General features: G+C 36.8%; 19 protein-coding genes. 8 read left to right on the top strand and 11 right to left on the bottom strand.

The features are described from left to right. Positions 1 to 86: 86 nt before the first annotated feature. Together ACM55F_RS15310 and ACM55F_RS15305 are read right to left on the bottom strand one after the other, a co-directional pair. Positions 87 to 2252: a TonB-dependent receptor gene (locus ACM55F_RS15310; protein WP_416854695.1), complete on the bottom strand. Its 2166-nt coding sequence runs from the start codon at positions 2250 to 2252 to the stop codon at positions 87 to 89. A 768-nt stretch (positions 2253 to 3020) separates the two neighbouring features. After that, positions 3021 to 3338, bottom strand: a complete 318-nt coding sequence (locus tag ACM55F_RS15305) for a transcriptional regulator (RefSeq protein WP_416854694.1) — start codon at positions 3336 to 3338, stop codon at positions 3021 to 3023. A gap of 589 nt (positions 3339 to 3927) precedes the next feature. Here ACM55F_RS15305 and ACM55F_RS15300 point away from each other — a divergent pair. The 3 genes from ACM55F_RS15300 to ACM55F_RS15290 are packed head-to-tail and all read left to right on the top strand — an operon-like array spanning position 3928 to position 10491. Then, complete coding sequence (locus ACM55F_RS15300; RefSeq protein ID WP_416854693.1) at positions 3928 to 6957, top strand: SusC/RagA family TonB-linked outer membrane protein; 3030 nt, start codon at positions 3928 to 3930, stop codon at positions 6955 to 6957. 17 nt (positions 6958 to 6974) lie between these two features. Further along, positions 6975 to 8393: a RagB/SusD family nutrient uptake outer membrane protein gene (locus ACM55F_RS15295; RefSeq protein WP_416854692.1), complete on the top strand. Its 1419-nt coding sequence runs from the start codon at positions 6975 to 6977 to the stop codon at positions 8391 to 8393. A 7-nt stretch (positions 8394 to 8400) separates the two neighbouring features. Beyond that, positions 8401 to 10491, top strand: coding sequence for a UvrD-helicase domain-containing protein (locus ACM55F_RS15290; RefSeq protein WP_416854691.1), 2091 nt, complete (start codon positions 8401 to 8403; stop codon positions 10489 to 10491). Between the two features lie 386 nt (positions 10492 to 10877). On the opposite strand, the gene ACM55F_RS15285 is transcribed toward ACM55F_RS15290, so the two are convergent. The 9 genes from ACM55F_RS15285 to ACM55F_RS15245 all read right to left on the bottom strand — a co-directional run bounded on the left by ACM55F_RS15285 (position 10878) and on the right by ACM55F_RS15245 (position 16948). Further along, complete coding sequence (locus ACM55F_RS15285) at positions 10878 to 11315, bottom strand: hypothetical protein (RefSeq protein ID WP_416854689.1); 438 nt, start codon at positions 11313 to 11315, stop codon at positions 10878 to 10880. A 229-nt stretch (positions 11316 to 11544) separates the two neighbouring features. Further along, positions 11545 to 12351 (bottom strand): PRTRC system ThiF family protein, encoded by an 807-nt coding sequence (locus tag ACM55F_RS15280; protein ID WP_416854688.1) that lies wholly within the window; start codon positions 12349 to 12351, stop codon positions 11545 to 11547. Continuing rightward, positions 12351 to 13073 (bottom strand): PRTRC system protein B, encoded by a 723-nt coding sequence (locus ACM55F_RS15275; protein ID WP_416854687.1) that lies wholly within the window; start codon positions 13071 to 13073, stop codon positions 12351 to 12353. The genes ACM55F_RS15280 and ACM55F_RS15275 overlap by 1 nt, the downstream gene beginning before the upstream one ends. Continuing rightward, complete coding sequence (locus ACM55F_RS15270) at positions 13070 to 14248, bottom strand: hypothetical protein (RefSeq protein ID WP_465245391.1); 1179 nt, start codon at positions 14246 to 14248, stop codon at positions 13070 to 13072. The genes ACM55F_RS15275 and ACM55F_RS15270 overlap by 4 nt, the downstream gene beginning before the upstream one ends. Positions 14249 to 14262: 14 nt before the next feature. Next, positions 14263 to 14481 carry a PRTRC system protein C gene (locus ACM55F_RS15265; protein WP_416854686.1) on the bottom strand — a complete coding sequence of 73 codons (219 nt, stop codon included), beginning with the start codon at positions 14479 to 14481 and terminating at the stop codon, positions 14263 to 14265. 17 nt (positions 14482 to 14498) lie between these two features. After that, positions 14499 to 15038: a PRTRC system protein E gene (locus tag ACM55F_RS15260; RefSeq protein WP_416854685.1), complete on the bottom strand. Its 540-nt coding sequence runs from the start codon at positions 15036 to 15038 to the stop codon at positions 14499 to 14501. Then, positions 15025 to 15399 (bottom strand): hypothetical protein, encoded by a 375-nt coding sequence (locus ACM55F_RS15255; protein ID WP_416854684.1) that lies wholly within the window; start codon positions 15397 to 15399, stop codon positions 15025 to 15027. Before ACM55F_RS15255 ends, ACM55F_RS15260 begins: the two co-directional genes overlap by 14 nt. Positions 15400 to 15451: 52 nt before the next feature. Continuing rightward, positions 15452 to 16525 (bottom strand): DUF932 domain-containing protein, encoded by a 1074-nt coding sequence (locus tag ACM55F_RS15250; protein ID WP_416854683.1) that lies wholly within the window; start codon positions 16523 to 16525, stop codon positions 15452 to 15454. A 45-nt stretch (positions 16526 to 16570) separates the two neighbouring features. After that, positions 16571 to 16948 (bottom strand): single-stranded DNA-binding protein, encoded by a 378-nt coding sequence (locus ACM55F_RS15245; protein ID WP_416854682.1) that lies wholly within the window; start codon positions 16946 to 16948, stop codon positions 16571 to 16573. A gap of 655 nt (positions 16949 to 17603) precedes the next feature. On the opposite strand from ACM55F_RS15245, the gene ACM55F_RS15240 reads away from it, so the two are divergent. The 5 genes from ACM55F_RS15240 to ACM55F_RS15220 all read left to right on the top strand — a co-directional run. Next, positions 17604 to 18605 (top strand): type IV toxin-antitoxin system AbiEi family antitoxin, encoded by a 1002-nt coding sequence (locus ACM55F_RS15240; protein ID WP_416854681.1) that lies wholly within the window; start codon positions 17604 to 17606, stop codon positions 18603 to 18605. Then, a complete protein-coding gene (locus ACM55F_RS15235) occupies positions 18580 to 19431 on the top strand; it encodes a hypothetical protein (RefSeq protein ID WP_416854680.1) in 852 nt (283 codons plus the stop codon). Before ACM55F_RS15240 ends, ACM55F_RS15235 begins: the two co-directional genes overlap by 26 nt. A gap of 150 nt (positions 19432 to 19581) precedes the next feature. Beyond that, on the top strand, positions 19582 to 20229 hold the full coding sequence (locus tag ACM55F_RS15230) for a hypothetical protein (RefSeq protein ID WP_416854679.1): 648 nt from the start codon (positions 19582 to 19584) through the stop codon (positions 20227 to 20229). After that, complete coding sequence (locus tag ACM55F_RS15225; protein WP_416854678.1) at positions 20229 to 22385, top strand: coiled-coil domain-containing protein; 2157 nt, start codon at positions 20229 to 20231, stop codon at positions 22383 to 22385. Before ACM55F_RS15230 ends, ACM55F_RS15225 begins: the two co-directional genes overlap by 1 nt. 4 nt (positions 22386 to 22389) lie before the next feature. After that, positions 22390 to 23884 (top strand): hypothetical protein (locus ACM55F_RS15220; protein WP_416854677.1); only part of this gene is annotated, 1495 nt, incomplete at its 3' end.

Here is a 23884-nt window from a genome sequence, read left to right as displayed (position 1 = left end):
AGCAAATTTTATACCTGATTAATTAAAAAATGTTACCCAATAAAAAAATCAATTTACTTTCTTATTAGGTAACATTTTAAATAAGTTTATAATCTCACTTTTATTCCACCGTTCAATATAAACCCATCTGTTGGTGTATAGACTTCCCTAAATTGTGGGTTTTGAATTGTTCCAGAATACATATTTTCCCATTTAGATTGTCGGCTGTCCAAAAAGTTTTCAAGGTTTAAGAATACACTAAAATACTTAAACTTATATTCTCCCGAAACTCCCATAACCCAATAATCCCTAACTTTTTCATAGTTTGATAAATATTGATTGCCAACATAAAACACCTCGTAAGCAATTCGCAATTTCTCTTCCCATTCATACATTACATTTGCGTTTATCCTATGTTTTGCAGTTAATGGATTTACTGTAGAATTATTGTCGAAATTTTTCTGAGCGTCAATATAAGTGTAACCTATGTAACAGGAAATGTCCTCAAAACGAAGTTTTACGTTTGTTTCAAAACCTTTGGTTTCTATATTTCCGTTGGCATTTTCAAAGGCATAATTTACAGTCAATGGAACCGGATTAAGAACCAACGGGTTTTTGATAATGGTGTAAAAAAACATTTGATTAATGGCGAAACTTACCTCGTCAAAAATGGTAGTTTTATAATTGACATCGGCATTTACTCCATATGATTTTTCAGGATTGACTTTTGAAAAATCAAGTGGATTTATATTTTGAAATGATTTTTCTTCGGTTTCTTCCGAGAAAATGGTTGGTGATTTGTAGCCTAAACCACCCCCAAATCGTGAAGATAATTTTTCGTTAATTTTATACAATAATGACAAACGAGGCAAAACAAAAACATTACTTCTGTTTGTAATGTCCAAACGTAAACCGCTTTCCAAAATAAATTTTTCGGTTATGATCAAATTGTTTTGAGCAAAAACACCAAACGCAGCATTGAAATAATCTAGTTTGTCGGCGACTAAATTAATTTGCTTGAAATTATCCGAAACTAAATTGGCTCCCAAGTTCCATTCCGATTTTTCATTTGGAATCAAATAATTCGCTTCTGTAAAAGTAGCGATTTGCTGACCCTCAAAATTATAAGCTTGCTTTTCTATTTTTCGGTTAAAATACCCAACACTATTTTTAATGGTCAATATATTTTTATTCTCAAGTATCTTTTCAAACATTGCCTGTGTTGAATATCGGTTACTATTGTTTTGCTCAAAAAAAGTATGCGTAGCATCTGCATTTTTATCAATCACTTGCATATCTCCACCAATTCGCTTTTCAAATCCTGCATTTACACCTAAACTAAATGTTGTTTTTTCGTTTGGATAGTAGAAAAATTTTGGACTTATGGTATATCTGTCAAATTTTGGAATATCTGAAAAACCATCATTATTCACATCATAAGCATTTTGAAAATTGCTCGAAAGATACATTGTAAGCCCTGATTTTTTATATCTTTCAGCATAAAATCCGCTTAAATCCAAGGCTTGTGTTTGATTGATATTCGCTAAAAATGAAATTTCTCTTTTCTCGGTAGGCTCTTTTGTAATCAGGTTTATCAATCCCGCAATTGCTCCACCGCCATATAGCGTTGAAGTGGATCCTTTGATAACTTCCACACGTTTTAAATTCAAAGGCGGAATTTGCAAGATACTCAAACCGCTTGCAAAACCTGAGTACAAAGGAAATCCGTCTTGTAAAAGCTGCGTATATTTCCCGTCCAAGCCCTGAATACGAATGCTTGCACTTCCCGAAACCTGAGAAGTCTGTTGCGTTTGAATTCCCGTACTTTCGGTAAGCAACATTTTGATATTCCCTGGTTGCATTGAGGATTTTTCGTCTAACTCTCCTGCTGCAATCGCTTCAATTCGTGTTGGGATATTTTTGATTGTTCTACTGCTTCTTGTCGTTGAAGTAATCTTTACTTCTTCCAATTCTTCCGATGTTGGTTCTAAAAATATTTCAATGGCATCATTTAGAGGAAATACAATAGTTTTTTCTTTTTTTCGATAACCAAAAGAACTGAAAACAATGGTTTGTTTACCGTTGGGAATGTTTTCAATTACTACAAAACCTTTTTCGTCAGAAGTTGAGCCGTTTTGGGTTCCGTTTAGGAATACGGAAACGCTATCGAGTGCTTCCTTTGTTTTTTCATCTTTGATGATAGCTTTAAAAGTGTTTTGGGCGATTGCTAAAAATGGAAATAGTAGTAGTAGAATGAATGTTAATTTTTTCATTATTGGATTTAATAGAATTATTTGAAATAGCGAAACAGACAACTGCATAGCAATTGCCGAAAAAGTTAAATCAGAAAATCATCAAATCAAGTAAGAAGAATACAGAATAAAAAGCTTATCCCGTTTTGGAAAGAAAGAACTTTTGTAGAATGAAATGCTTTTAGTTGCAGGTAGAATTGCACCTAATTGGAATTGAATTGGCGTGTCAAAATTAATATCGCAATTCGGAATGCTTTGTGTAACGCTGTTTGCAAACGTTAGGGTACTAAATGGTTGAATATAGGAGTGACTTTCATTTTCAAAATTAGCCTTTTCCTCGATATCCGAAAATTCAAATACAGTGTTGACATAGCAACACGAAATCAGAATTAGAAAAACTATTTTGATATATCCTTTCATTGTCGCAAAAGTACAAACTATAATTTTGTTTTGTCTGTAAATTGACTGTAATTTATTAATGAAGGACTAGATTAGTGTCTCTAAAGTTTGGGGGTAAGTCCAACCAAACATCTTTTTTATCTCTTCCGACTAGTTCTCCAAATAACATTATCATAATAAATCTTCCCTCTCAGATAAAGACCTATTAATCCATTCCATAAATCAAATAAAAGAAGGAATAAGATTTTCTTCTTTAGCATGAAATCAATTCCTCCGTTTTAGTTAAGCTTTAATCGCAGATTGACAAGTATTCGTTATAAAACAAAAAAAGATGCTATAAAGCATCTTTTGGGTGGTATTGGATTTAGGTTAAATCTTATTTTTGGTTATTTATTTAATTATAATTTCAAAATCATCATTTAAAGGACCGTATTTTTCTTCTATTAATTTGAAAAAATCGGACATTTTTATTCCTTTATAAAAACATATTGTAGTAAGTGTAGATACCGGTATTTTGTATCCGTCTACTTCTTTTATTTTTCTAACAATACCTTCATGTATACCATGTGACTTTCCGAAAGATCTATTAGAAACATCATTACTCATCCACTTTTCACATATATAATTACAAATATATCTATCTATAAGAAAGACCTTTGTAGGTTTCTTATCCTTAGACTTGTTGTTTTGTAAATTATTATTTGTCATTAGAGCAAAAGAATATATTATCTTCGATTATTTTGCACACGATGATGTGCAATTCGAATATTTGTTTTATATTTGTTTTTGAATTTTTATATTTGCGATTCTTCATATTAAAATATTTGAAGCATTCGCTTAGAATCTCGTATCAGAAAACTGGTAATTTTTAGCAACGAGGTAATAAGTATGATGCTCACGTCCTATGGCGTGGGCTCACTTATTGTTGCTCGGTATACCAGTACCTCTGATGCAGTAAGATGAGTTCCATGCCATTTTTTATTGCCATTAATTAGGCAAAAACTCAACTACAATTCTTAGCAACGTTTCCTTTTTTAAGTTTCGCATAACATTATCTTACTGAATTAGTTGGGAAAGACACTGCCACCGTCTGGCTGCAACAGGCAACGGCAGTTGGCTTTCCTTTTAATTAACCTTTTAAATTAAATGCCTATGCAATAAAAAAAATCCCTTCATTCTTTCAGTCATGGTAAAACTTTTGACTTTAAGACAAAAAATGGCCCTCTAACTCGCCGGCAAAACTTGTATAGAGGACCTAGTTAATAAAACTAACATTTTACTAAACCAATCCAATATTATGAATAATTTTTCATTTTCTAGGAGCGGAAAGGCTTTTTGTTTCCTATTTTTAATGGGTTGCCTGTTGTCTTTTTCTCCTATACTAGCTAACAATTCACTACGGCATACTCTAGCAATTACCCAACAGCATCATATTCAAGGAACTGTTACAGATGGGACTAGTCCATTAGCTGGAGTCAGTATTTCGATACAAGGGAATTCCAAGATTACAGCTGCTACTGATTATAGTGGTCATTACACCCTTTCTGCCTCTCCACAAGATATTTTAGTTTTTTCATACATCGGATACAGAACGATGACGGTTCCCGTGCAAGGACGCAGCACCATCAACATCAATCTACAGGAAAACACCACCAAACTACAGGAGGTGAAGATCAATGCGGGATACTATTCCGTAAAAAACAGTGAACGCACTGGAAGCATCTCTAAAATATCTGCCAAAGACATCGAAAAACAGCCCGTTACTAATGTCCTTGCCACGATGCAGGGGCGTATGGCTGGAGTCGATATCACACAAGATACGGGAACGCCCGGAAGTGGCTTTCAGATAAAGATAAGAGGACTCAACAGCCTTCGTGAAGAAGGCAATGAACCGCTGTATATTATCGATGGAGTGCCTTATTCTTCGGAAGTCATCGGATACAGCAATACTACTAGTGGAATACCAACACCCACTAGTCCTTTAAATAGTATTAATCCTAACGATATTGAGAGCATAGAAGTTCTAAAAGATGCCGATGCGACCGCTATTTACGGTTCGCGCGGTGCTAATGGGGTAGTGCTGATTACCACCAAAAAAGGCAAGGCAGGAAAAACCAACGTAACAGTTTCTGCATCCTCCGGAATTGGAAAAGTCACTAAAATGATAGACCTGATGGATACTCAGCAGTATCTGGAAATGAGAAGACAGGGTTTTGCCAATGACGGCGTTACGACCTATCCCGATTGGGCTTACGATATTAACGGCACTTGGGATCAAAACCGTTATACCGATTGGCAGAAGGAGCTTTTGGGCGGTACTGCGGTAATCACCAATATGCAGGCATCCGTATCGGGCGGTTCCGATTTAACCCAATACCTGCTCAGCGGTACCTACCACACCGAAACAACGGTGCTCCCAGGAGATTTTGAGTACGATAAAGCGGCTGTCCATTTTAGCATGAACCATAGGAGTGAAGATGAAAAGTTTAAACTCACTTTTTCAACAGGCTATACCGCCCAAGATAATGTACAGCCTGAAACTGATATTAGCCGCACTGCGCGAAATCTGGCTCCAAATGCCCCCGCCTTATATGATGCCGACGGTAACTTGAATTTTGAAAACAGTACCTTTAGAAATCCATTGGCTGCACTTCGCGCCATCACCACTGCAAAAACAAATGATCTTATTGCCAATACCGTACTTAGTTATCAGATAGCACCCAGTTGGGAACTCAAGGCTAACTTAGGCTTAACGGATTTAAAGAATGCTGAACAGCGGCTATTGCCTTCGACGATGTACGATCCTGCCTACCAAATCGGAAGCAGCTACTCATCCTTATTTTCCAACAATACCCAGAGAAAATCATGGATTGTGGAACCACAGCTTCGCTGGAACCATGATTTCGGTATCAGTAAAATTGACATACTGGTGGGGGGGACGGCGCAGAAGCAAACTTCTTCAAGGCTGTACCAGTTCGGATATGGTTTTGCTAGCAACAGCTTGATTACGGATATGGCGTCAGCCACACAAAAATCGATTTATGTGAGCGATGAAATCTTGTATAAATACCAAGCCTTTTTTGGAAGGATCAATTACAACTGGAATCAAAAATACATTGTGAACTTAACGGGAAGAAGGGATGGTTCGAGCCGATTTGGTCCCGGCAAGCAGTTTGCCACTTTTGGGGCAGTGGGCGCCGCTTGGTTATTTACCAAGGAAAATTTCCTAAAGGAGAACACGGTTCTGAGTTTTGGAAAACTTAGAGCGAGTTATGGGAGTTCGGGCAGTGACCAAATAGGGGATTACCAGTATTTGGATACTTATACATCCTCGGGTCTAAACTATAATGGCATGATAGGCTTGGATCCCACACGGTTGTACAATCCTGATTTTAGTTGGGAAATAAATAAAAAATTGGAAGCTGCATTGGAAATGGGTGTTCTAAGTGATCGTATCTTCTTTACGTTCGCTTGGTATCGAAATCGATCATCCAATCAGCTGGTTGGAATTCCTTTGCCTGGCACCACAGGATTCAGTTCCATTAATGCCAATTTAAATGCAACAGTTCAAAACACGGGTCTGGAATTTACCCTTAGAACCGTAAACTTTGAAAAAGCTAATTTTAGATGGTCTACCAATTTTAATATTTCCGCTTCCCAAAACAAACTGCTTTCTTTTCCAGGACTCGAAGGCTCTACCTATTCCAATAAATATGTCATCGGAGAATCGACCAGCATTGTAAAGACGTATCAGTTCATCGGGGTCAATCCACAAACAGGACTTTATGAAGTTGCAGATATCAATGCCGACGGAAAAATTACCTCATTAGGAGATAAAAAGACCGTTGTGGATCTCACTCCACAGTATTTTGGAGGTTTGGAAAACCAGTTTCAGTATGGAAACTGGCAATTGGATTTTCTGTTCCAGTTTGTAAAACAGCAAAATTACGATTACAATCCAAATGTTCCCGGGGGCAGTTTTTTCAATCAGCATTCAGACATGGTTAATGCCTGGCAGCAGCTTGGAGATAATGCTCCCTATCAAATGAATACATCGGGTGAAAATGGGGATGCCGTAAATGCCTATTATAACTATCTGGACAGTAATGCCCCTATTGTGGATGCGTCATTTATTCGTTTAAAAAATATTGCGCTGAGCTATGACCTGCCGCTGCAGACCATCAAAGGGGTTCACTGCAAACTGTCACTGCTGGGACAGAATGTGTTAACATTTACTCCATACAAAGGCGGTGATCCCGAATTTAAATATACAGCTTATCTGCCTCCGCTAAGAATTATTACCGCAGGTGTACAGCTTACTTTTTAACCTTAATACATACAGCCATGAAATATATACTTACTATTTTTAAAAAGATGCTTCATAAAAGTGCTAAAGAGCTGACTGCTGATAGCTGTTTCCTTATAACGGTATGTTTGACACTGGCTGGCTGCGACAGCTTTGTCGAAGTGGATCTTCCTGCTTCACAATTGACAGCCAAAACCGTGTTCGAAGATGCAGGAACTGCTAATGCCGCAATGGCGGGTTTGTATGCCAAAATGAGAGATGGCGGCTTGTTAAATGGAAATTCAAATGGTGTTTCCTGTAATCTTGGCCTCTACGCCGATGAATTTGACTACTACTACGCATATGACGTAAGCAATTTTTATACCAATTCGCTATTTCCTGGTGAACTAGGTGTAAACGATATCTGGAACAAGAGTTACAGCCAGATTTATAGCGCTAATGCAGTTCTTGAAGGATTGGATAATTCCATATCCATTGCCGAAGCCAATAAAAAACAGTTGCAAGGGGAAGCTATCTTTGTGAGGGCATTGCTTCATTTTTACCTGTTGAATCTTTATGGCGATATTCCTTATATCACCACAACGGATTATTCGGAGAACAGCAAAGTGTCCAGAATGCCAGCAGATAAAATCTACAGCCTGATTGTAATGGACTTGAACAAAGCTGTTGAATTACTGTCAGAGGATTATGTTTCGCCTGAGCGCATTCTTCCTAACCGAAGTACTGCTACAGCACTTTTGGCACGGGTTTATTTGTATATGGGAATGTATCCTGAAGCATCCAATGCCGCCTCTTCTGTGATTAATAATCCACTGTATATCTGGGAAACGGATTTGGATAAAATCTTTCTAAAAGGAAGCAGTACTACAATCTGGCAATTTATGCCTAACACCTCCGACAGTAATACTGCAGAGGGAAGTCTGTACATTTTTACTTCTGGTCCACCACCGGTCGTGGGACTTAAACCGGAGTTTGTAAATGCTTTTGAGCAGGGTGATTTGAGAAAAACGCATTGGACGACGGAAGTGACTGATGGAGTCTCCACGTGGTACCATGCCTCTAAATACAAACAACAATCGACGACCCCGAGTTCGGTGGAATATTCCATAGTGTTTCGTTTAGCGGAACAATATTTGATCCGAGCCGAGGCTAGAGTTTATCAGGGCGATCTGATTGGGGCGAAGGAGGATCTGAATAGGATTAGAACAACTGCAGGACTTAACCCTACAAATGCTGTGACAGCCGAGCAAATTAAAACCGATATTCTCAACCAGAGGCGTTTTGAGTTGTTTACTGAATTTGGGCAACGTTTTTTTGATTTAAAACGAACTGGAAAACTGGACGAAATACTATCTGTATCCAAATCGGGATGGAATACTACTGATAGTTTGTGGCCATTACCTGCTCTTGAATTGAATTCCAATCCAAATCTGAATCCACAAAACCCGGGATATTAAAATCATTATGAAAGCAATACTAATAATAAGAAAAAAAATTGACTTCGAAATTTTGAGTTTAGTATTGGCTACAGTTCTTTTGTTACTGACCTGTCCCTGTATGGGTCAGGCACAACAAAAGAAGGCATTAACCGAGAACGATTACCAGAGATGGGGAACACTAGAAGTAAAAGCCATTTCCGACCAAGGAAAATGGGCAAGTTATGCGATGCGTTACGGAAACCACAGTGATACTTTATTTGTGCAGAACACCGCTAAAAATAAAAGCTATGTTTTCCCAAAAGGAAATGACGGTCGTTTTGGAGGCGAACAACTCTTTGCTTTTCTATCTCCCGATTCAAAACTAAAAGTAATGGAGCTGCCCACAGGCAAAATTGCGGTTTATGACAATGTTAAGCGGTATGAGCTGGCAAAGAATGGCCAATATATAATCACCCTGAATAAAGGTTACGGTGAAAAATGCCTGATGCAGATCCGCAACCCAAATGGTAAGGTGATTGACAGTATTGATGGCATCTCTGAATATGCGTTAAATACAGATAAGGATGCGATTATATATGCTTCGAGTCAAAAGGATTATAGCGAGGTAGGGATTATTCATTTTGCCCACTATTCACATACTGCTGTTTCAAGACCTTATATGTGTTATTTAGATGAACTTAAGAATGGGTTTTCAATTTCAGATGAATACAATTCTGAAGATTTGATGAGTGACTTGAAAAAAACTTATGGACTTAACTTTTGGGATTCCGTGTCTACGAAATATCTGCCAAATGGAGAAAAAGAAGAAACAGTATATAGGTCATTAATTGATGAATACCACGAATCACTTGCCAGTAAAAAATTGATTGATTTCGACCAGATACTTCATTATGCACATAAATTGATTTTAGGATATCCTAAAATCTCTGAAATCCTTAAAAATATGTTTCATTTGGTATGTGTAGATGAATACCAAGATACGCAACAGTTACAGTACGCAATTTTAGCAAAAATAATGAAGGGAGCATCTGGGAATTGTAAGATGTTTTTTGTTGGAGATTCTGATCAAGCTATTTACGGTTCATTGGGAGGTGTGGCAAAAGAACTTGAGGAGATTAAGAAGGAGTTTGGAGTTGTTTTCACAAGTAAAGAATTATCGGGGAATTATAGGTCTAACCAACAAATTATTGATTATTACCGAAACTTTCAAACTACTGACATTGATATAAAAGCACTAGGTACAAATGCAGATGATAATGCTGTGATAACCTATAACAGAGCAGTTCATAAGGATAATTTGACAGTTAGTATTTCAGAAATAATAAAACAGAAAATTGCTGATGGAGTTCCTGAACATGAGATATGTGTTCTTGCTCCGACTTGGTATCTTGTAATTCCTATGGGAAGGAAATTAAAATCACTTTTGCCCGATGTAAAATTTGATGCAGTCGGTTTATCTCCACTACTCAAAAATAGAGAGAATACTTGGTTTAAAATTGCAAGATTATTTCTTGTCTTACCTTCCCCAAAATCTTTCCTAATAAGAAAGCGTTGGGCATCAGAACTTATCAACGAGTTAGAAAGTTTAGGAATTATACTCTTTGAGGATAAAGAATTCAAATCAAAAGCGTTATTGAAGTTAATAAACTCAATTTCATCCGAAGAGACCGATGGATTACAATATTTGGAGGAATGCTTTCTTCAATTATTTGAGAAATTGGGAATTTCAATTTCTTCAAATGAGATGCTTGAAGTACACTGGGCAACTTTTTTTGATGGCGCAAAAACAAGACTTGAAAATTCTGATTTTGATTTAGCAAAAGACATAGAGAGTTTTAGAAAAATGTTTAAACATGAGGAAGGTGTTGTTGTTAATACTTGTCATGGCATTAAAGGAGAAGAGTTTGATACAGTCATTGCTTTTGGATTATTACATGGAAAATTACCCAATTGGAATGAAACTGGAAACAGGGCCACTGAAAAATTATTGTATGTAATTTGTTCAAGGGCTAAACGCGAATTACATCTTATATCAGAGACAGGTCGTGTAACAAATTCGGGGAGAGCTTATAATCCGACTTATCAACTTAATTCACTAGAGTATGATTATGATTAAATTGAGGGATTTTGCTATGGCATGATTTACAAGGATTTTATTTAATTCATATAGTAAAGTTTCAAATCACACTTTTTTCTTGTCGGAAATGATTTCATGAAGAGATTAGTAAAAATGATACCTCCAAAGCGACGTTCTTTTGCTTCTTTTCTTTGGTCGCTCATGTGAAAAGAAAAGAAGTCCCCAAAAACAACAAAGGGATAATGAGTATCCCATGAAAAAGTGTCGCATCCTGTTTGATGAAATGTAGAGAGGAAGATTTATGAAGCGGTACATTTTGGCAAAGTGGTTGCACCGATTAAATGCAAAAATGCGTTTCCGACCGCAGTAAGGAATTGGATTTTCGTAACAACTATTATTAAACTAATAACGGATATTACTTACTCTCATTTTTTTAATGATATGGTTTTTGCAGTATTGAGTTCGAAAAACACAAGCAATAAAATTACTACTATTTCTGCTGACAAATAGGTTTTACCCAAAGCTGTTAGTTCTGACCAGTGATAGATTAGAACTCCAATGGTTAAAGCACAATAAATAATATTGATTACAGAAATTGAAATTAGAAATGACATCCAACGATGTTTTACTCCAAGAGAACAGAAGGTTGAATAAAAAGCCATTAATAATGCAATTAACGAAAGGTTAACCCAAACTGTCTCTGAAATACCAAAATTCAAACTAAACTTTTTTGCAATCATAAAAAGGAAAGCACACGATAGTAATGCTCCTATTGTATCTACTACGAAAAGTATTTTAGGATTTCTTGAACACTGAATTATGATTTTATTTAATATTTCTACCGCTTTTATATTTTTCAACATTATATTTGTCTATCTCTAATTTGATACCTAAAATAGTATTCAATAAAATTAGTGTAATTTTTGGGATACCAAATATCCCACGCAAAAAAGTCGCTACCTGTTTGGTAAAATGTAAGAGAGAGGAATTTGTGCAATGATACATTTTGACAAAGTGGTTGCACCAATTTAATGCAAAAATGCGTTTCCGACCGAAGCGAGGAATTGCATTTTTGCCACCCAATTTAGGCTATTAAGCGACTTTTATGGGATGGGTACGGAAGTCCTTCAGATTGTGAAAAAATCCCCTGTACGGTGTCATACCATATCGAAATAAGCTCCATAAAAGCGAACAGCCCATCTGGGTTAAAGTGGAATTGATAAACAAATCCTGTTTCTCCAATGCTTCCGCTAAACTGCAACTCGGTGTGTCGTCCTCTTGTTCAGACTGTTTCAATAATTCTCCAAATTCTTCCGTAATCATTGGCAGGCTTGCCACCGTTTCGTATTTCTCTGAATTGGGCTGGTGAATGTTTCCTATAGTGGACAGTAACACTTGTCCTGTATGCTGGCTGTTGCCAAAATCCAACCAATATTTCGGTTTGTCCCTGTGGTGTCTGCGGTTGCTTATTTCTTTCAGTATTTCAGCAACGCCAAACCTCGCCTGTACATTGTCCACGCATGTAATGTAAATAGTTGCCTGTGCTTCTTCGGGTATTCTGCCCAAACTGTCTTTTTCAAACTTTGCAGTTTCGGCTTTCCAATTTGTCCCTGAAAAGCGGTTTGCACGGTTGATGAGTGCAACGGATTTGTATAACCCTGTTTCACTTTCAGCAAAACGCTGTCTCCCTAAATTCGCATTGGTCACAATATCATCATCCCATAGACGGACACGTAGCCCTGCGTGTTCCAATTCGATTAAGCTATGGTTTATTTCCATTAAAGCGGTCAAAACTTTTGAGCCTGTGCCACCTGCACCGATTAAGTTTACCGCAATGGGATTGGTTGAGCTTATCAGACAGTTATCTGTAAAATGTACTTTTTGTTTCGCGGTATCCATCACAAAAGATTTTTAAGGGTTTTGTTGTTCTTCTTCAAGGTCTCTTTAGGAAAGACTTCGCCTGTTTCAATCAGTTTTTTCCAAAGGCTTACGCAATTCCCTTTTATGGGATTTTGTTTTCCTAATAAATGGCTGAAATAGCTGTTAAAAAAGTAGTTTTCCCAAGCAGTTGTAAATTCCTCCACAGAAGCGGAATTTTTAATATCTATACTTACAGTTCCCATACATACTTTGCCGTCTTCATAAATATTAAAGAAAGGAGCATAATACAATAATGTGTTTTCTGTTGGTCTTCTGTCAGTTGCAAGAGCAAATACCGCAAGGCTATTTTTACTGGCATACCATAGCATTGGCGGTACATACGCTTTGCCGTTGGCTATGCCCAAACCGTTTACAAAATATAATTGCTGTTCCTGTGCTTTGGTGTACCAAAGCACCGTGCCTTTTTCACTCGGATTGATGTGCAGTATATTGGTCGGCAAAATTCCTTTTGGCTTTAAAAAGGTTTTGTCTTTTTCTTTATCGGTGTGTAAAGCCTTTGCCAATACTTTAGCTTCATTTACGCTTAATGGATGTGCATTGATAGGATTTCCATTTTTGTCCATATCAAAATGCTCCACGTACATATCGGTATTCGTTCCTTTGGTTTGGTAAAAAACCAATGCGGATTTTGGGAGGTAAAGCGTTCCGAAATTCTCGGTTATGTCGTTTACATTGCTCATTTTCTTGTCGTTTTATAATCATACAGTAATGTGCAGAGTTCGTCCAAAAGGGCAAACAGGCGGTTCTCAAAATCAAGATTGGTTTGTTTAATGTTGCTTCCGTCAAAGCGTTTGCAAATGGTCGGTTCTTCCATTGCTCCATACTCGTTAAACTCATTATTAATACTGTCTGCAAGTCTCTCATACAACCAGCCTGTAGTATCAGCTATAAAGGAGATGTATTTTTCCATTCCAACAGTTTCGGAGTCGTTTTCATCATTGTAGGGGTCTTCTTCGGGCCTTGGTGCGTTTCGGAAAATGCTCTCGTGCGGATATTGGGAATAAAGGGTAAAGGCATTGCAAGCCACTTTTTGGCATTCTTGGTCGAATGTGTCACGGGTTTTGAAGTTGTTTAAACGCTGTTCAAATACCTGTAAATTAATGCGGTTGAAAAGTTTTTGTTCTATTCGTTCGCCTATCCATTCGGCTTTTACAATCTCAGCAATATAGCTTTCCGTTTCTTCGGTATAATCATCCTGTTCGACCCAATCGTTCATCATTTCGTACAGCCAATATAAATAGCTGTTCTCCTGTCTGTAATACGGTATATCGGCAATATGGTACAGATAACTGCAAACCGAAACAAGCAATTGAGCCGTCTTTTTACGCTTTGGGTCATGGAGCATTTGAAAGAGTGGCGAAATTGGAATATAGTACAGGGTTGTACCTGTGCTGTATCGTTCTTCGCTCGTAAAAAATGTTTTCTTACTATTCTGTACCAAACGTAAATTATCCCAATTGAAATTGTTTATTTTTAACTTGGTTTCAGCATCCCACATAGCCAAAACCATATTGTAGGGATAACCATAACCTTTCGTTTGTAAAGGTTCAATGGCGTAATGTTCTGCAAGTTGGGAAAGGGACTTGTAAAAATCCCTCTCCGTTTTTGCTGTTCTCTTACAAGCCTGTACGGATTGCACTGTTTTCAGTTTAGGCAGAAATACACACTTTAAAAAAACATCGGTAGCATTGCTATCGGTACAGATTTCTGTTTGTCTTTCCGTACCTCGTCTGCATCTTTGGCTCTTTGCATCCATTGTGCGAACTCGCCTAATTGTTGGTGCAGTTGCCGTTGTGTTTTCTGCTGAGGTATGCTGATAGTTCCCGATAATATATTGCGTTGCATAGTTCATCATTTTTGATTTTTAGTTTAACCTTTCGTTCCCATTACGCTTTCCAATTTGTATTCTATCCTATCATCACGGATAATGGGTGCAGCTATTTTTGCGGTGGTTAGTATGGGATACGTATTGGCATAAAAATTCAATACCGCTTCCACACTCCAACGTGGTTCGGGGTCGGTCAGTCTGATGATCTGTCCTTTATCTTTAAGTATAAATACTCGTTCTAACTGTGTTGCTAATAACATAACTCTTGGATTTTGTGTTAAACGGTAGTTTGTCCAGTCGCAAACAGACCTGTCGAAGAAAACTGGTTTGATAGTTCCGATTTACGTTTGCGAATCTCGTCTGCCTTTTCGGGGAAGTCGGTAATTTCGGGTACTTTCATCCATGCTTCACGGAATTTGCCCTCTTTTTCTAATTCGTCTGCCTTTGCCATACCGTCTTTAAACTTCTTGTCTTTGGCTTCCTGTTCTTTTTTCTCTTTTTCGGTTTTTTCTTTCTCCATTGCCGATTGCTTTTTGGCTTCGTCCAATTGCTTCATAAAGGCTTCCATGTTTACCATTAAACCTGAAGCGGTTTGCAAAGGAGTTGTTATCTGCTGAAAAAATCCCTCGTCCAATTCTTCTGCCGTTCCTCTTAGATTAAGTGGTGGTATGAGTTGTTTCGCATTATCTTCACATTGCTCATTTTGAAGCATTATAGAAACAATAAGGTTGTTTTCTATGCCCTTTGATATAGTGAGTTGTAAATCTCCTTTAATGTTCATTTGGGCTATCTGATTAAAAAAATTAGTCGGTTCCATAATTTAATTTGATTTTATAGTCTAACATTTGCTTAATTGTAGCTTCGTCATGTCCAATGGCACGTAAGCGTTCTTCATATTTTTTCATACTTTCCCTGTAATCCTGCTCGGCTTCTTTTCCACGCAGTATCAATAAGTGTGTGTTCCAGCCTGACATAGCTTCCCTAATTATAATATCAAGTTTAAATACGTATAATCTTTCTTCAGACTGTTCTTCGTCAGTCAATCCAATCTCTGCATATTGGGTTAAAACGTTCCAATAATTCAGCGACCAATCTTGTTTGTCCCTGCGTTCTGCTTTTACAAATTGGTTGAAAAGGTAGTCAGCAAATTCGTTTTTGTCCTTATTTTCCTTTGTCATGATTGCGATTTTTAAATAGGCGATCACCTTTGCAGGCAGTCGCCTGTAATTATTAATTGAGATTTAAGATTTCCGCACCGTCTATTGAAAAGGCAGTACATAATTCAAATGCTTTTTGCGATTTCATTTGTGCCGTACCGCCCATTACAATGGATTGTAATTTGGCTTCATCATCCTTGTAACTGCGTACATTTTGGTAGTAGCCTGTCACAGCATTATACGCCCCGAACAATGTGCCTTTGGTGGTGTCCATTTGTTGAGTGTCGCTTGTCATAGCGTATGCAAAGGCATCTTGTACCACATTTTTGAACACGGTGGAAACGTCATCATCCGCACCCTTTTTAATCAAATCCAATGTTTCCTTATTCGGACAAAGAGCTAATTGGATTATTTTTTTTACTTCTCGGTCAGTTACCTTTACTTTAGCCCAAGTGTTGAATATTCCCTCTAACTGTGTGCTTAAAGTATCCGCCAAGCCCATAAGTTTGTGGGCATTCTCCAAATGCTGTTTTGCTCCCGAAGTATGTTTGATGCGTACCACGTTGCTCATCGAACGAAGCGAGGCGTTAAGGGTATTTTGGCAAACAATGCGGATAGGGGTGAAGGCTGCTGTTATGCTTCCACTGCCATCGTGTGAAGTGGTTAGGAAAATGTACTTTTCCGTAACATCATCGCCATTGCCCACTCGGATATAATCGGGCAGTTTAGCTGTGATAAATATGCGTTCGCCCTGTCCCAATGCCCCCGCAGTCTCGTACAGTATTCCCTCGCCACCGCCTACAATAGCATCGAAGAAATTGAACGCTTCACGGTTTTGTACGATGTGGTAGTCTTTACCAACCACACCCAATACGGCATTGTTATCGGTACGGATATTGGCAAAGTAGTTGGGAACGTGCAGTTCGTTACTGCCTATTTCGATACCATTTGCGGTTTCAATGATTCCTGAGCCATTGGTATATAAAGGTGTTTTAATGACTTCATAGTCTAACCCTGCGTGTTTTATGGCTTCCGCACTTGTTGGATAGTCCTCTACAATTAGACCTAAATTGTGCCACGCTTTTTGCTGAACGCTGAAAAATGAATAACGCCCTGTACTCTCGTTGAAATTGATATTATGTGCCATGATAAAATGATTTAAAAAGGTTAAAAATTGTTTGAAAACCTGCAGTTAAAATGGGAGGTCGTTTTCCGTTTTGTTATTATTGATTCCTGTGGCAGTTTGTGCCGTTTCGGATTTTTTACCGCCTGCGTGCAATTTGATTTGCGAGGTGTTGAAGTTCAAACCTGCGTACACTTCTCCGTTATTGCCTGTCCATCCTCTTGCACTTACCCTGCCCGTGAGTTCCACAAGAGTGCCTTTAGTGAGTATGGTCACTACCTTTGCGCTAAGCCAGTAGGCACAATCAAAGAAGGTTGTCTGCTCTATACGTTCGCCCGCTTTATTTCGGTAGCTGTCGTTGGTCGCCACTGAAAAATTTACTACCTGTTTGCTGTTTGACAATGTGCGTACCTGCGCATCTTTTGTCACTCTTCCGATAATGTTCATGATTTTTGCTTTTTTAGTGAATTAATTTTTTTTTGAATTTTATTTATTCGGCAATGAGAGGAGGTGCTGTTTTGTTTCATCATTACCTTTTTTAATATTTTATTTCTCATTGCTGACATTTTTTTTTATTCGTTTAAAGAGCCGGAGTATGCTATGTTTTGTTTCATGAGCATAAAAAGGTTAGTGTTTAGCAATAGCAAGGCTTTGATAAAAAATACAACCCGCATGGGTGGAGATTTTTTATCAAATCTGAAGGACTAGGCCTTGCTATTGCGTTAAGAACACGGAGTTACCTTTGCTCCTGAAATAAGACAAAAGCATACTGGTTTTTGAATATAAAAATGAAGGGGAAGCAATGAAGAGATTGGGAAATGGTTCTAATGATCAGAAAATTTTATCAATATGACAAAATCTCTAAATCGATGTTTAAGTTTTTTTAAACTGCTGTTGATAGAGTTATTGATTAATTGTATTAGATTAGTTAGAGCACAAATAGTTGATGTTACTAGTACTGATAGAGTTATTGATTATATATTAGATGTAGTATAATACAAATAGTTGTTGCTGATGTTGTTGATGTAGCTAAATAATTATATATTTGTTCACTAATATTAAGTGTTCACGTTTTCGTGAACACAAGTATAAAGTGAACAAGATGAATGAGCAGTACATTATACAGAACGCAATACATAATCTTCATAAAGATGAGATACGTGCTGAATGGAGAGAAGCAACTAATGATGGTATCATTGATGGAAAGCTGACGCTTCATATGAAGTATCATCCTGCTGTTGTATTAAATGTAGAAGTTAAAAAAGAACTACGTGGAATGCATCTTACCACTATGGAGGATAAGGCACGTAGTGAAGCACCATTTATGATAGTTGCTGATCGTATATTTCCTAAGGTTAAGCAGGAGTTAAAAGAAAAGCAAATCAATTACTTGGAGGCAAGCGGAAACATGTTCCTGCTAATGGATGGGCTTTACATTAATATTGACGGCAGGAAAAATGAGGTTACTGCAGCTACTGGCGGCAACCGTGCCTTTACAAAGACTGGGCTACAGGTCATATTTCAGTTTCTAATTGAAGAAGAATGGGTAAATCGGCCATATCGTGAAATAGCGCTACGCACCGGTACAGGCTTGGGCAACATCAATAATATATTCAATGGGCTGGCACAGGAAGGTTATCTGTTACAGCTGACAAAGAATGAGCAAAAGCTGGAAAATAAGAAGCAACTGTTGGAAAAATGGATTTTGGAATATGAGAAACGCCTTAAGCCAACGTTAAATATTGGTACATTCAGGTTTCTGAAGGAAGAAGATTTTTACAATTGGAAAGAAATTCCTCTTAAAAACCAAGAAACATATTGGGGTGGTGAACCCGCAGGGGCAATTTATACAAATTACCTGCGTCCAGAAGAGCTGACAATCTATACCGCAGAAGAATGGAATGATTTGATCAGAAACTATAGATTGGTTCCGGACAAGCAAGGTAATGTCAAGGTATTTAAGAAATTCTGGAAACATGATTTAGTAAACGAAAATGCAGTGCATCCACTTTTGGCATATGCCGATTTAATGAATAAGGGAGATAGAAGATGTACAGAAACAGCACAAAAAATATACGATGAGTACCTACAAGATAAGTTTTAAGCAATTAAGGCAGGAAGCAAAACTTTCAGAAATGCTTACGGCGCTGGAGAGGGGTTTAAAAAAGTTTAGTATAGATTTCTATCTCGTTGGGGCAGTGGCACGTGATGTTTGGATGTCCGCAATAAATGACATTCCACCAAGCCGCATTACGGGAGATATTGATTTTGCTGTTTTCATCAATGATAAAGGAACCTATGAAGGATTAAAAAAATATCTGATAGAGATTGAAGGATTCCATCCATATAAAGGCAATGCGTTTGTACTGGTATGGAAAAGTTACATTCAAGTTGATTTACTGCCGTTTGGTGAGATAGAAGGTAAAGGATCTCATGTAAGGGTCGAAGGCACCGGTCTTACAGATGTTAGTGTTCCCGGTTTTAAGGAGATATATGATGCCGGACTTCCGGAAGCAGAACTGGAAGGAAAGCACCACTTTAAATTCTGTACGCTTCCGGGAATAGTGTTATTAAAGTTGATGGCATATGAGGACCGACCTGAAATCCGCAGGGACGATATCAAAGACATCAGTAAGATTTTAAAGCACTTCTTCGACATGTATGCCGAAGAGATTTATGCAAACCATCTCGATTTATTTGGGCAGGATCAAGAACTCGATATGCTGGCTGCACGCGTTATGGGGCGGGATATGGCAAAAATAGCAAGACTGAATAAAGAGTTGTATGTCAGGATCGCATCCCTGTTGGATAAGAATACGGTGAGCCCTGCCAGTAGTGAAATAGCAAAAATCATGGCTGAATTTTTCGAAAATACTGTTCAGGCTAGTATGGATATGTTGATTGAGATTAAGGTCGGATTTATGGAGTAGGATTAATATTGTATCTTAATATAATGAACTCGGAATTTAAAACAAGAGATAGAAGCTTACTTTAAAACAGAGGCAGCATATAATTGAAAACCTGTCACAATGCTTTATCAGATATTTCTATATCTTAGCATTACACAAAATATAATATCTATGGAGGACTATCTTAAAAAATTTCGTGATCGCTTACGTATTATGATCATTCTTTATACTTTTTGTGATCCATTGGAGGATAAAAGATCAGGCAAATATGGTGTATTTCGCAGTGAGATAAAAATACAAGCGTTAGATTTTCTTCTTCGCTATCCTGATTTTCTTTCAATGGAATTAATGGATTTATTAGATAATAATACATCAAATGATAAGGAAAAGATTGGGAAAATAATTGAAGCTATTTATTTAGAAAATGAACCCGAATTGCGGGTGGAAGAAATGGAGAAATTTTTTCATGGAGCATATGAAAGTATTGATGATGTGATAGCATATCTTGTCAGCGTTGGCTTAATCACACATGAAAGTAAAAAACGATCTGATGGAAAGACATATGATAAAATATACTACATAACTTATGAAGGCTCCAATAAAATTACCCGATTTCTCAATGATATTTCAGCAGTAGAATGGTATTATAATCGTTGTATGTTGATAAAGGAATATTTTGGGAGCTTTTCAGGGACAGAGTTAAAATCCAGGCAATATAGATATGGGGAGTATAGTAATATCTCTTACCGCAGCCATATTCAGAATATTAATAGCAAGGTGAAACTAGCATATTTTCAAAGATTTAATAAATCATTATAATGGACGAAAGACGGATTAATTATAAAGATTTTCTCAAGTACGTTCACGAGCAATTTGCAGAGAATATCACTTTAGAAGAAGTGGAAGAAATCCTTCATCTAGAAGAAGATTACAATAAAGATAGTCCAAATTCATTAGGGAAATCCCTAATAATTGATCGGTTACTATTTACGGGGCAAAAGAAAACCGGTGAGAGCTTTATATTCGATCAGCCAGTTTATCAAGGTATTAATGTTTGGATCGCTGACAACCACAAAGGAAAATCCACTATTTTTAAAATAATAAAATTTGCTCTAACTGGAGCAGATAGTATTAAAAAAGATATCAAACCCTGGATTACTGAAATATTCCTTCAATTTACTATTGGTAAAATAATCTATACATGCTACATTAATAGGACAGGAAGGGACAGGGGGGGTGTCTATAGATTTTCAATTGATAAGTTCATTGAGTTAAGGGAAAATCAAAAGCTTGATGATGCACAAAAAGAGGTTGAGTTTGAATTTAATAACCGGATTCAATTCGAAGAGAAGATACAGGACTTTTTTTTCGAGCAGTTTTCATTTTATACCCTAAAGTATACCCAAAAAAATAGTGCCAAGGATTCTTTTGAAATGAATACTTCTAGTCTTAGCTGGGCCACGTACTTTAAATCTATTTATTTGGAGTCTAGTAATTATGAGTATCTCTTTTTTGATAATGAAAAATATGGCTCACAAGGGAAAAAAATATTCGAAATGATCTTAGGGTTACCCTTAACATACCCGATTAATATGTTAAATATTCAAATGGACAGGGTCATGGAGACTATTGGGAAAATGAAACTAATGGATAAAACCAAGCTGGAGTTTAATAAAAGCAACAAAGTACAGTTAGAAAAGAGGCTGGCTGAAGTTACTCTTGAAATGAAAGCTCTTCAGGAGGGGCAAAAAATTGAATTCAATGATCGCCCTTTGGTAGAGGAATACAACAAATTGTCTGAAAAAATTAATGAGTCAAGAAAACAGCAGAGGGTCGTTTCAGAAGCTTATCAAAGAGGGAAAAATGAATTGATTGCCCTTGAGGTAGAATTACAAAGTCTTGAGGGTGATAAAATAAAGATTTCTTCAGAAATAACTAAGTTGAAAAAACGAGAGCTCAATATCGATATATATCGGCAATCAGAAAGTTTCTTCACAAATCTTGAAATAAAAACCTGCCCGCACTGTGAAAAAAAAGTCAGTGAAGATAAAAAGAAAAGTGAAAGAGAAGATCATTTATGCAGTTTATGCGGGGAAGAGTCTAATGAGCAAAAAGTTGATCCAGAAGAAATAAATGAAAAAGCGAAACTTTTAGAAGATGAAAGGAGTAAACACGAAGCGAAATTAGAACAAATTAATAACACCCTTAAAAAGCGTTATGGTGATATCGAAATATTGCGAAAAAAGAATGCTGAGGGATATGCAAAATCTGTAGCACTCACTCCTATAGAAACAGACAGCCGTAAATTGTCAGAGATTCAAACAGAGATTGAATCTATTGCTAAACAAAGATCGAAATTTACTGATTTACTAAATAAAAAGGATAATTTTATCAAGGAAGAGGCAGTGTTGGTATTCCAGCTTAATGAGATCGCTAAGCAGGAATCACAAATAGATTCCAATAAAATGGCAAATCTAAATTTAAAACGGGAGGTTCTGGATTATGCGCTTAAGGGTCTGGAAAAAAAGCGTGTACAGTTGAATAAGGATATTCTTAGCAAACTGCAGGAATTAATCATTAATGAGGTTCATGCCTTTGGCCTGCTGAGCATAGATAATATAGAAATTTCGGATAAGTATGAACTAATTTTTATACAACATGGTATTGCAGTAAGTTTTACTGATCTTACCGAAGGTGAAAAATTAAGAGTTAAGCTCGCATTTTACTTAAGTTTGATTCAGTTGGATATTGAACATAATTTAGGAAGGCATCCGAGGTTTTTGATATTTGATTCGCCAGGTAGTGAGGAGATGGTGCCCAAGCATTTACAGGGTTTGTCTGATATCTTTAAAAGTATTAATGACCGATTCAAAGATAAATTGCAAATATTTGTTGGTTCTGCACTGCGAGATTTCTCCCATATTACTGACAAGGAAAAGACATTTATAAAAGAGGAGGATCATTTTGTCTTTTAACGCTATGGATAAAAATGTACTTTTAGGCACTGATTTTTCAAAGATTCTTTTTTTAGATAATTTCTATGCCAATGTGAATGTAGAGAATGAAGATGGCTCTACTGTCTTAGACTTTTTAAAAGAAATAATTAATACCACTGAAAACACGTATATTAAGAGATCCGCCTGCAAGATTATATGCGAGCTGACAGCAGTTAACATAATAAAAAACCGCTATTCTTCTCTAGGTGTTTTATTTGATTTTCTATCGAGTAATACAAATGAATTAATAGACATTGCATTAAAGCAATTGCCTTTTTTTATTGAGCTTTTGACAAGTGAAATAGAGCATAAAGTTATAGACCTTACCGATCATGACAACGGTGATATATCCAGTCAGGCTTATCTTTTTTTAGGGATTAAAACCTTCTTTTTTAGTAGGTCTAAGAACGATTTTCCAAATTTTATTAGTACAATCTCTGAGGCTGAAAAATATTTTCTTGCAGCTGAAAATGTAATGGAGAACAGGAATGATGCCCAGTTTTACATTATGTTAATCCAATTGACAAAAGCTTTGTTGTCAAATGATCAAGAAGGTGTGACAACAACTGTTACTGAGTTATATGAGAATTTACAGCTTAGAGCTTTGTATGATTTTGATGCTACTGATCTGGAATTTGAATATCTAATTTTTCAAATGTTTGAATCTTTAAATAGAAAGTATAAGATTGTAAGCAGATCACAGGAATGGCTGGATGTTAGGCAAGAGACTCAAATGATTCTAGAGGCAAGCTTGGAAATAGAAAAATTAAAATTGCACAATTCTAAATTTACAAATATTACCAAGAAAATTGTTGAGGAGTCGATTTCTAAAATAGAATCAAATATTTATAATTTTCATCTTTATAGGGAACGAAAGAGACTAATTGCCCTCCAGTCTCAAAGTGATAAAAGATTGGTTGATTTCATCGATTCAATCCTTCAATCTCTGCCAGATCAAGATAATGGAACAATAGATGATAATGAAGTATTGGCGATGTTAGTCGAATTTATGGGTGCTGAAGAAGGCCTTGAAATCTATAATAAAATTCAGAAGAAGGAACTGTCTTTTGCGAAAGGAATTGGGCAGTTTATAAAGAATAACTACAATAGTAACTTATCAATACGGACTGGTAGTTTACCAGGAGAAGAGATATTTAAACTCTTGATGCGGGAAATTGATACGTTGCTTCCTGAATATCCAACAGAAAAAAGGATGATATTTTCAGCCATACTCGAAGAAGTTATTCGTTATTGCCGTTCAACATTTGTTGGAAATGAAAAGAAACGTTTTTCCTTTCTATACAGTACATCTGCAAAAGGAAAAGGTACCAAAGCCCATGAGCAAGATTTGCAGGACAGTATGATTTTATATTTTGAACATTCTAATATTGCAGATGGATTTGAACATGAGAAGTCTAAGTTTGTGGATGGCGGGCGTGTGGATATAGTGTACAAGAAAGATATTATAACCGTACCTA

The sequence above is a fragment of the Flavobacterium melibiosi genome (assembly GCF_048158545.1).
GTDB classification, from domain to species: Bacteria; Bacteroidota; Bacteroidia; order Flavobacteriales; family Flavobacteriaceae; genus Flavobacterium; species Flavobacterium melibiosi.
The sequence above is the reverse complement of the archived record's forward strand: the minus strand, read 5'-3'. Positions and strand labels throughout refer to the sequence as shown.

Excerpts from the sequence above, each read along its gene's own strand:
- ACM55F_RS15310 (WP_416854695.1), bottom strand. The coding sequence starts at position 2,252 with ATGAAAAAATTAACATTCATTCTACTACTACTATTTCCATTTTTAGCA.
- ACM55F_RS15305 (WP_416854694.1), bottom strand. The coding sequence starts at position 3,338 with ATGACAAATAATAATTTACAAAACAACAAGTCTAAGGATAAGAAACCT.
- ACM55F_RS15300 (WP_416854693.1), top strand. The coding sequence starts at position 3,928 with ATGAATAATTTTTCATTTTCTAGGAGCGGAAAGGCTTTTTGTTTCCTA.
- ACM55F_RS15295 (WP_416854692.1), top strand. The coding sequence starts at position 6,975 with ATGAAATATATACTTACTATTTTTAAAAAGATGCTTCATAAAAGTGCT.
- ACM55F_RS15290 (WP_416854691.1), top strand. The coding sequence starts at position 8,401 with ATGAAAGCAATACTAATAATAAGAAAAAAAATTGACTTCGAAATTTTG.
- ACM55F_RS15285 (WP_416854689.1), bottom strand. The coding sequence starts at position 11,315 with ATGTTGAAAAATATAAAAGCGGTAGAAATATTAAATAAAATCATAATT.
- ACM55F_RS15280 (WP_416854688.1), bottom strand. The coding sequence starts at position 12,351 with ATGGATACCGCGAAACAAAAAGTACATTTTACAGATAACTGTCTGATA.
- ACM55F_RS15275 (WP_416854687.1), bottom strand. The coding sequence starts at position 13,073 with ATGAGCAATGTAAACGACATAACCGAGAATTTCGGAACGCTTTACCTC.
- ACM55F_RS15270 (WP_465245391.1), bottom strand. The coding sequence starts at position 14,248 with ATGATGAACTATGCAACGCAATATATTATCGGGAACTATCAGCATACC.
- ACM55F_RS15265 (WP_416854686.1), bottom strand. The coding sequence starts at position 14,481 with ATGTTATTAGCAACACAGTTAGAACGAGTATTTATACTTAAAGATAAA.
- ACM55F_RS15260 (WP_416854685.1), bottom strand. The coding sequence starts at position 15,038 with ATGGAACCGACTAATTTTTTTAATCAGATAGCCCAAATGAACATTAAA.
- ACM55F_RS15255 (WP_416854684.1), bottom strand. The coding sequence starts at position 15,399 with ATGACAAAGGAAAATAAGGACAAAAACGAATTTGCTGACTACCTTTTC.
- ACM55F_RS15250 (WP_416854683.1), bottom strand. The coding sequence starts at position 16,525 with ATGGCACATAATATCAATTTCAACGAGAGTACAGGGCGTTATTCATTT.
- ACM55F_RS15245 (WP_416854682.1), bottom strand. The coding sequence starts at position 16,948 with ATGAACATTATCGGAAGAGTGACAAAAGATGCGCAGGTACGCACATTG.
- ACM55F_RS15240 (WP_416854681.1), top strand. The coding sequence starts at position 17,604 with ATGAATGAGCAGTACATTATACAGAACGCAATACATAATCTTCATAAA.
- ACM55F_RS15235 (WP_416854680.1), top strand. The coding sequence starts at position 18,580 with ATGAGTACCTACAAGATAAGTTTTAAGCAATTAAGGCAGGAAGCAAAA.
- ACM55F_RS15230 (WP_416854679.1), top strand. The coding sequence starts at position 19,582 with ATGGAGGACTATCTTAAAAAATTTCGTGATCGCTTACGTATTATGATC.
- ACM55F_RS15225 (WP_416854678.1), top strand. The coding sequence starts at position 20,229 with ATGGACGAAAGACGGATTAATTATAAAGATTTTCTCAAGTACGTTCAC.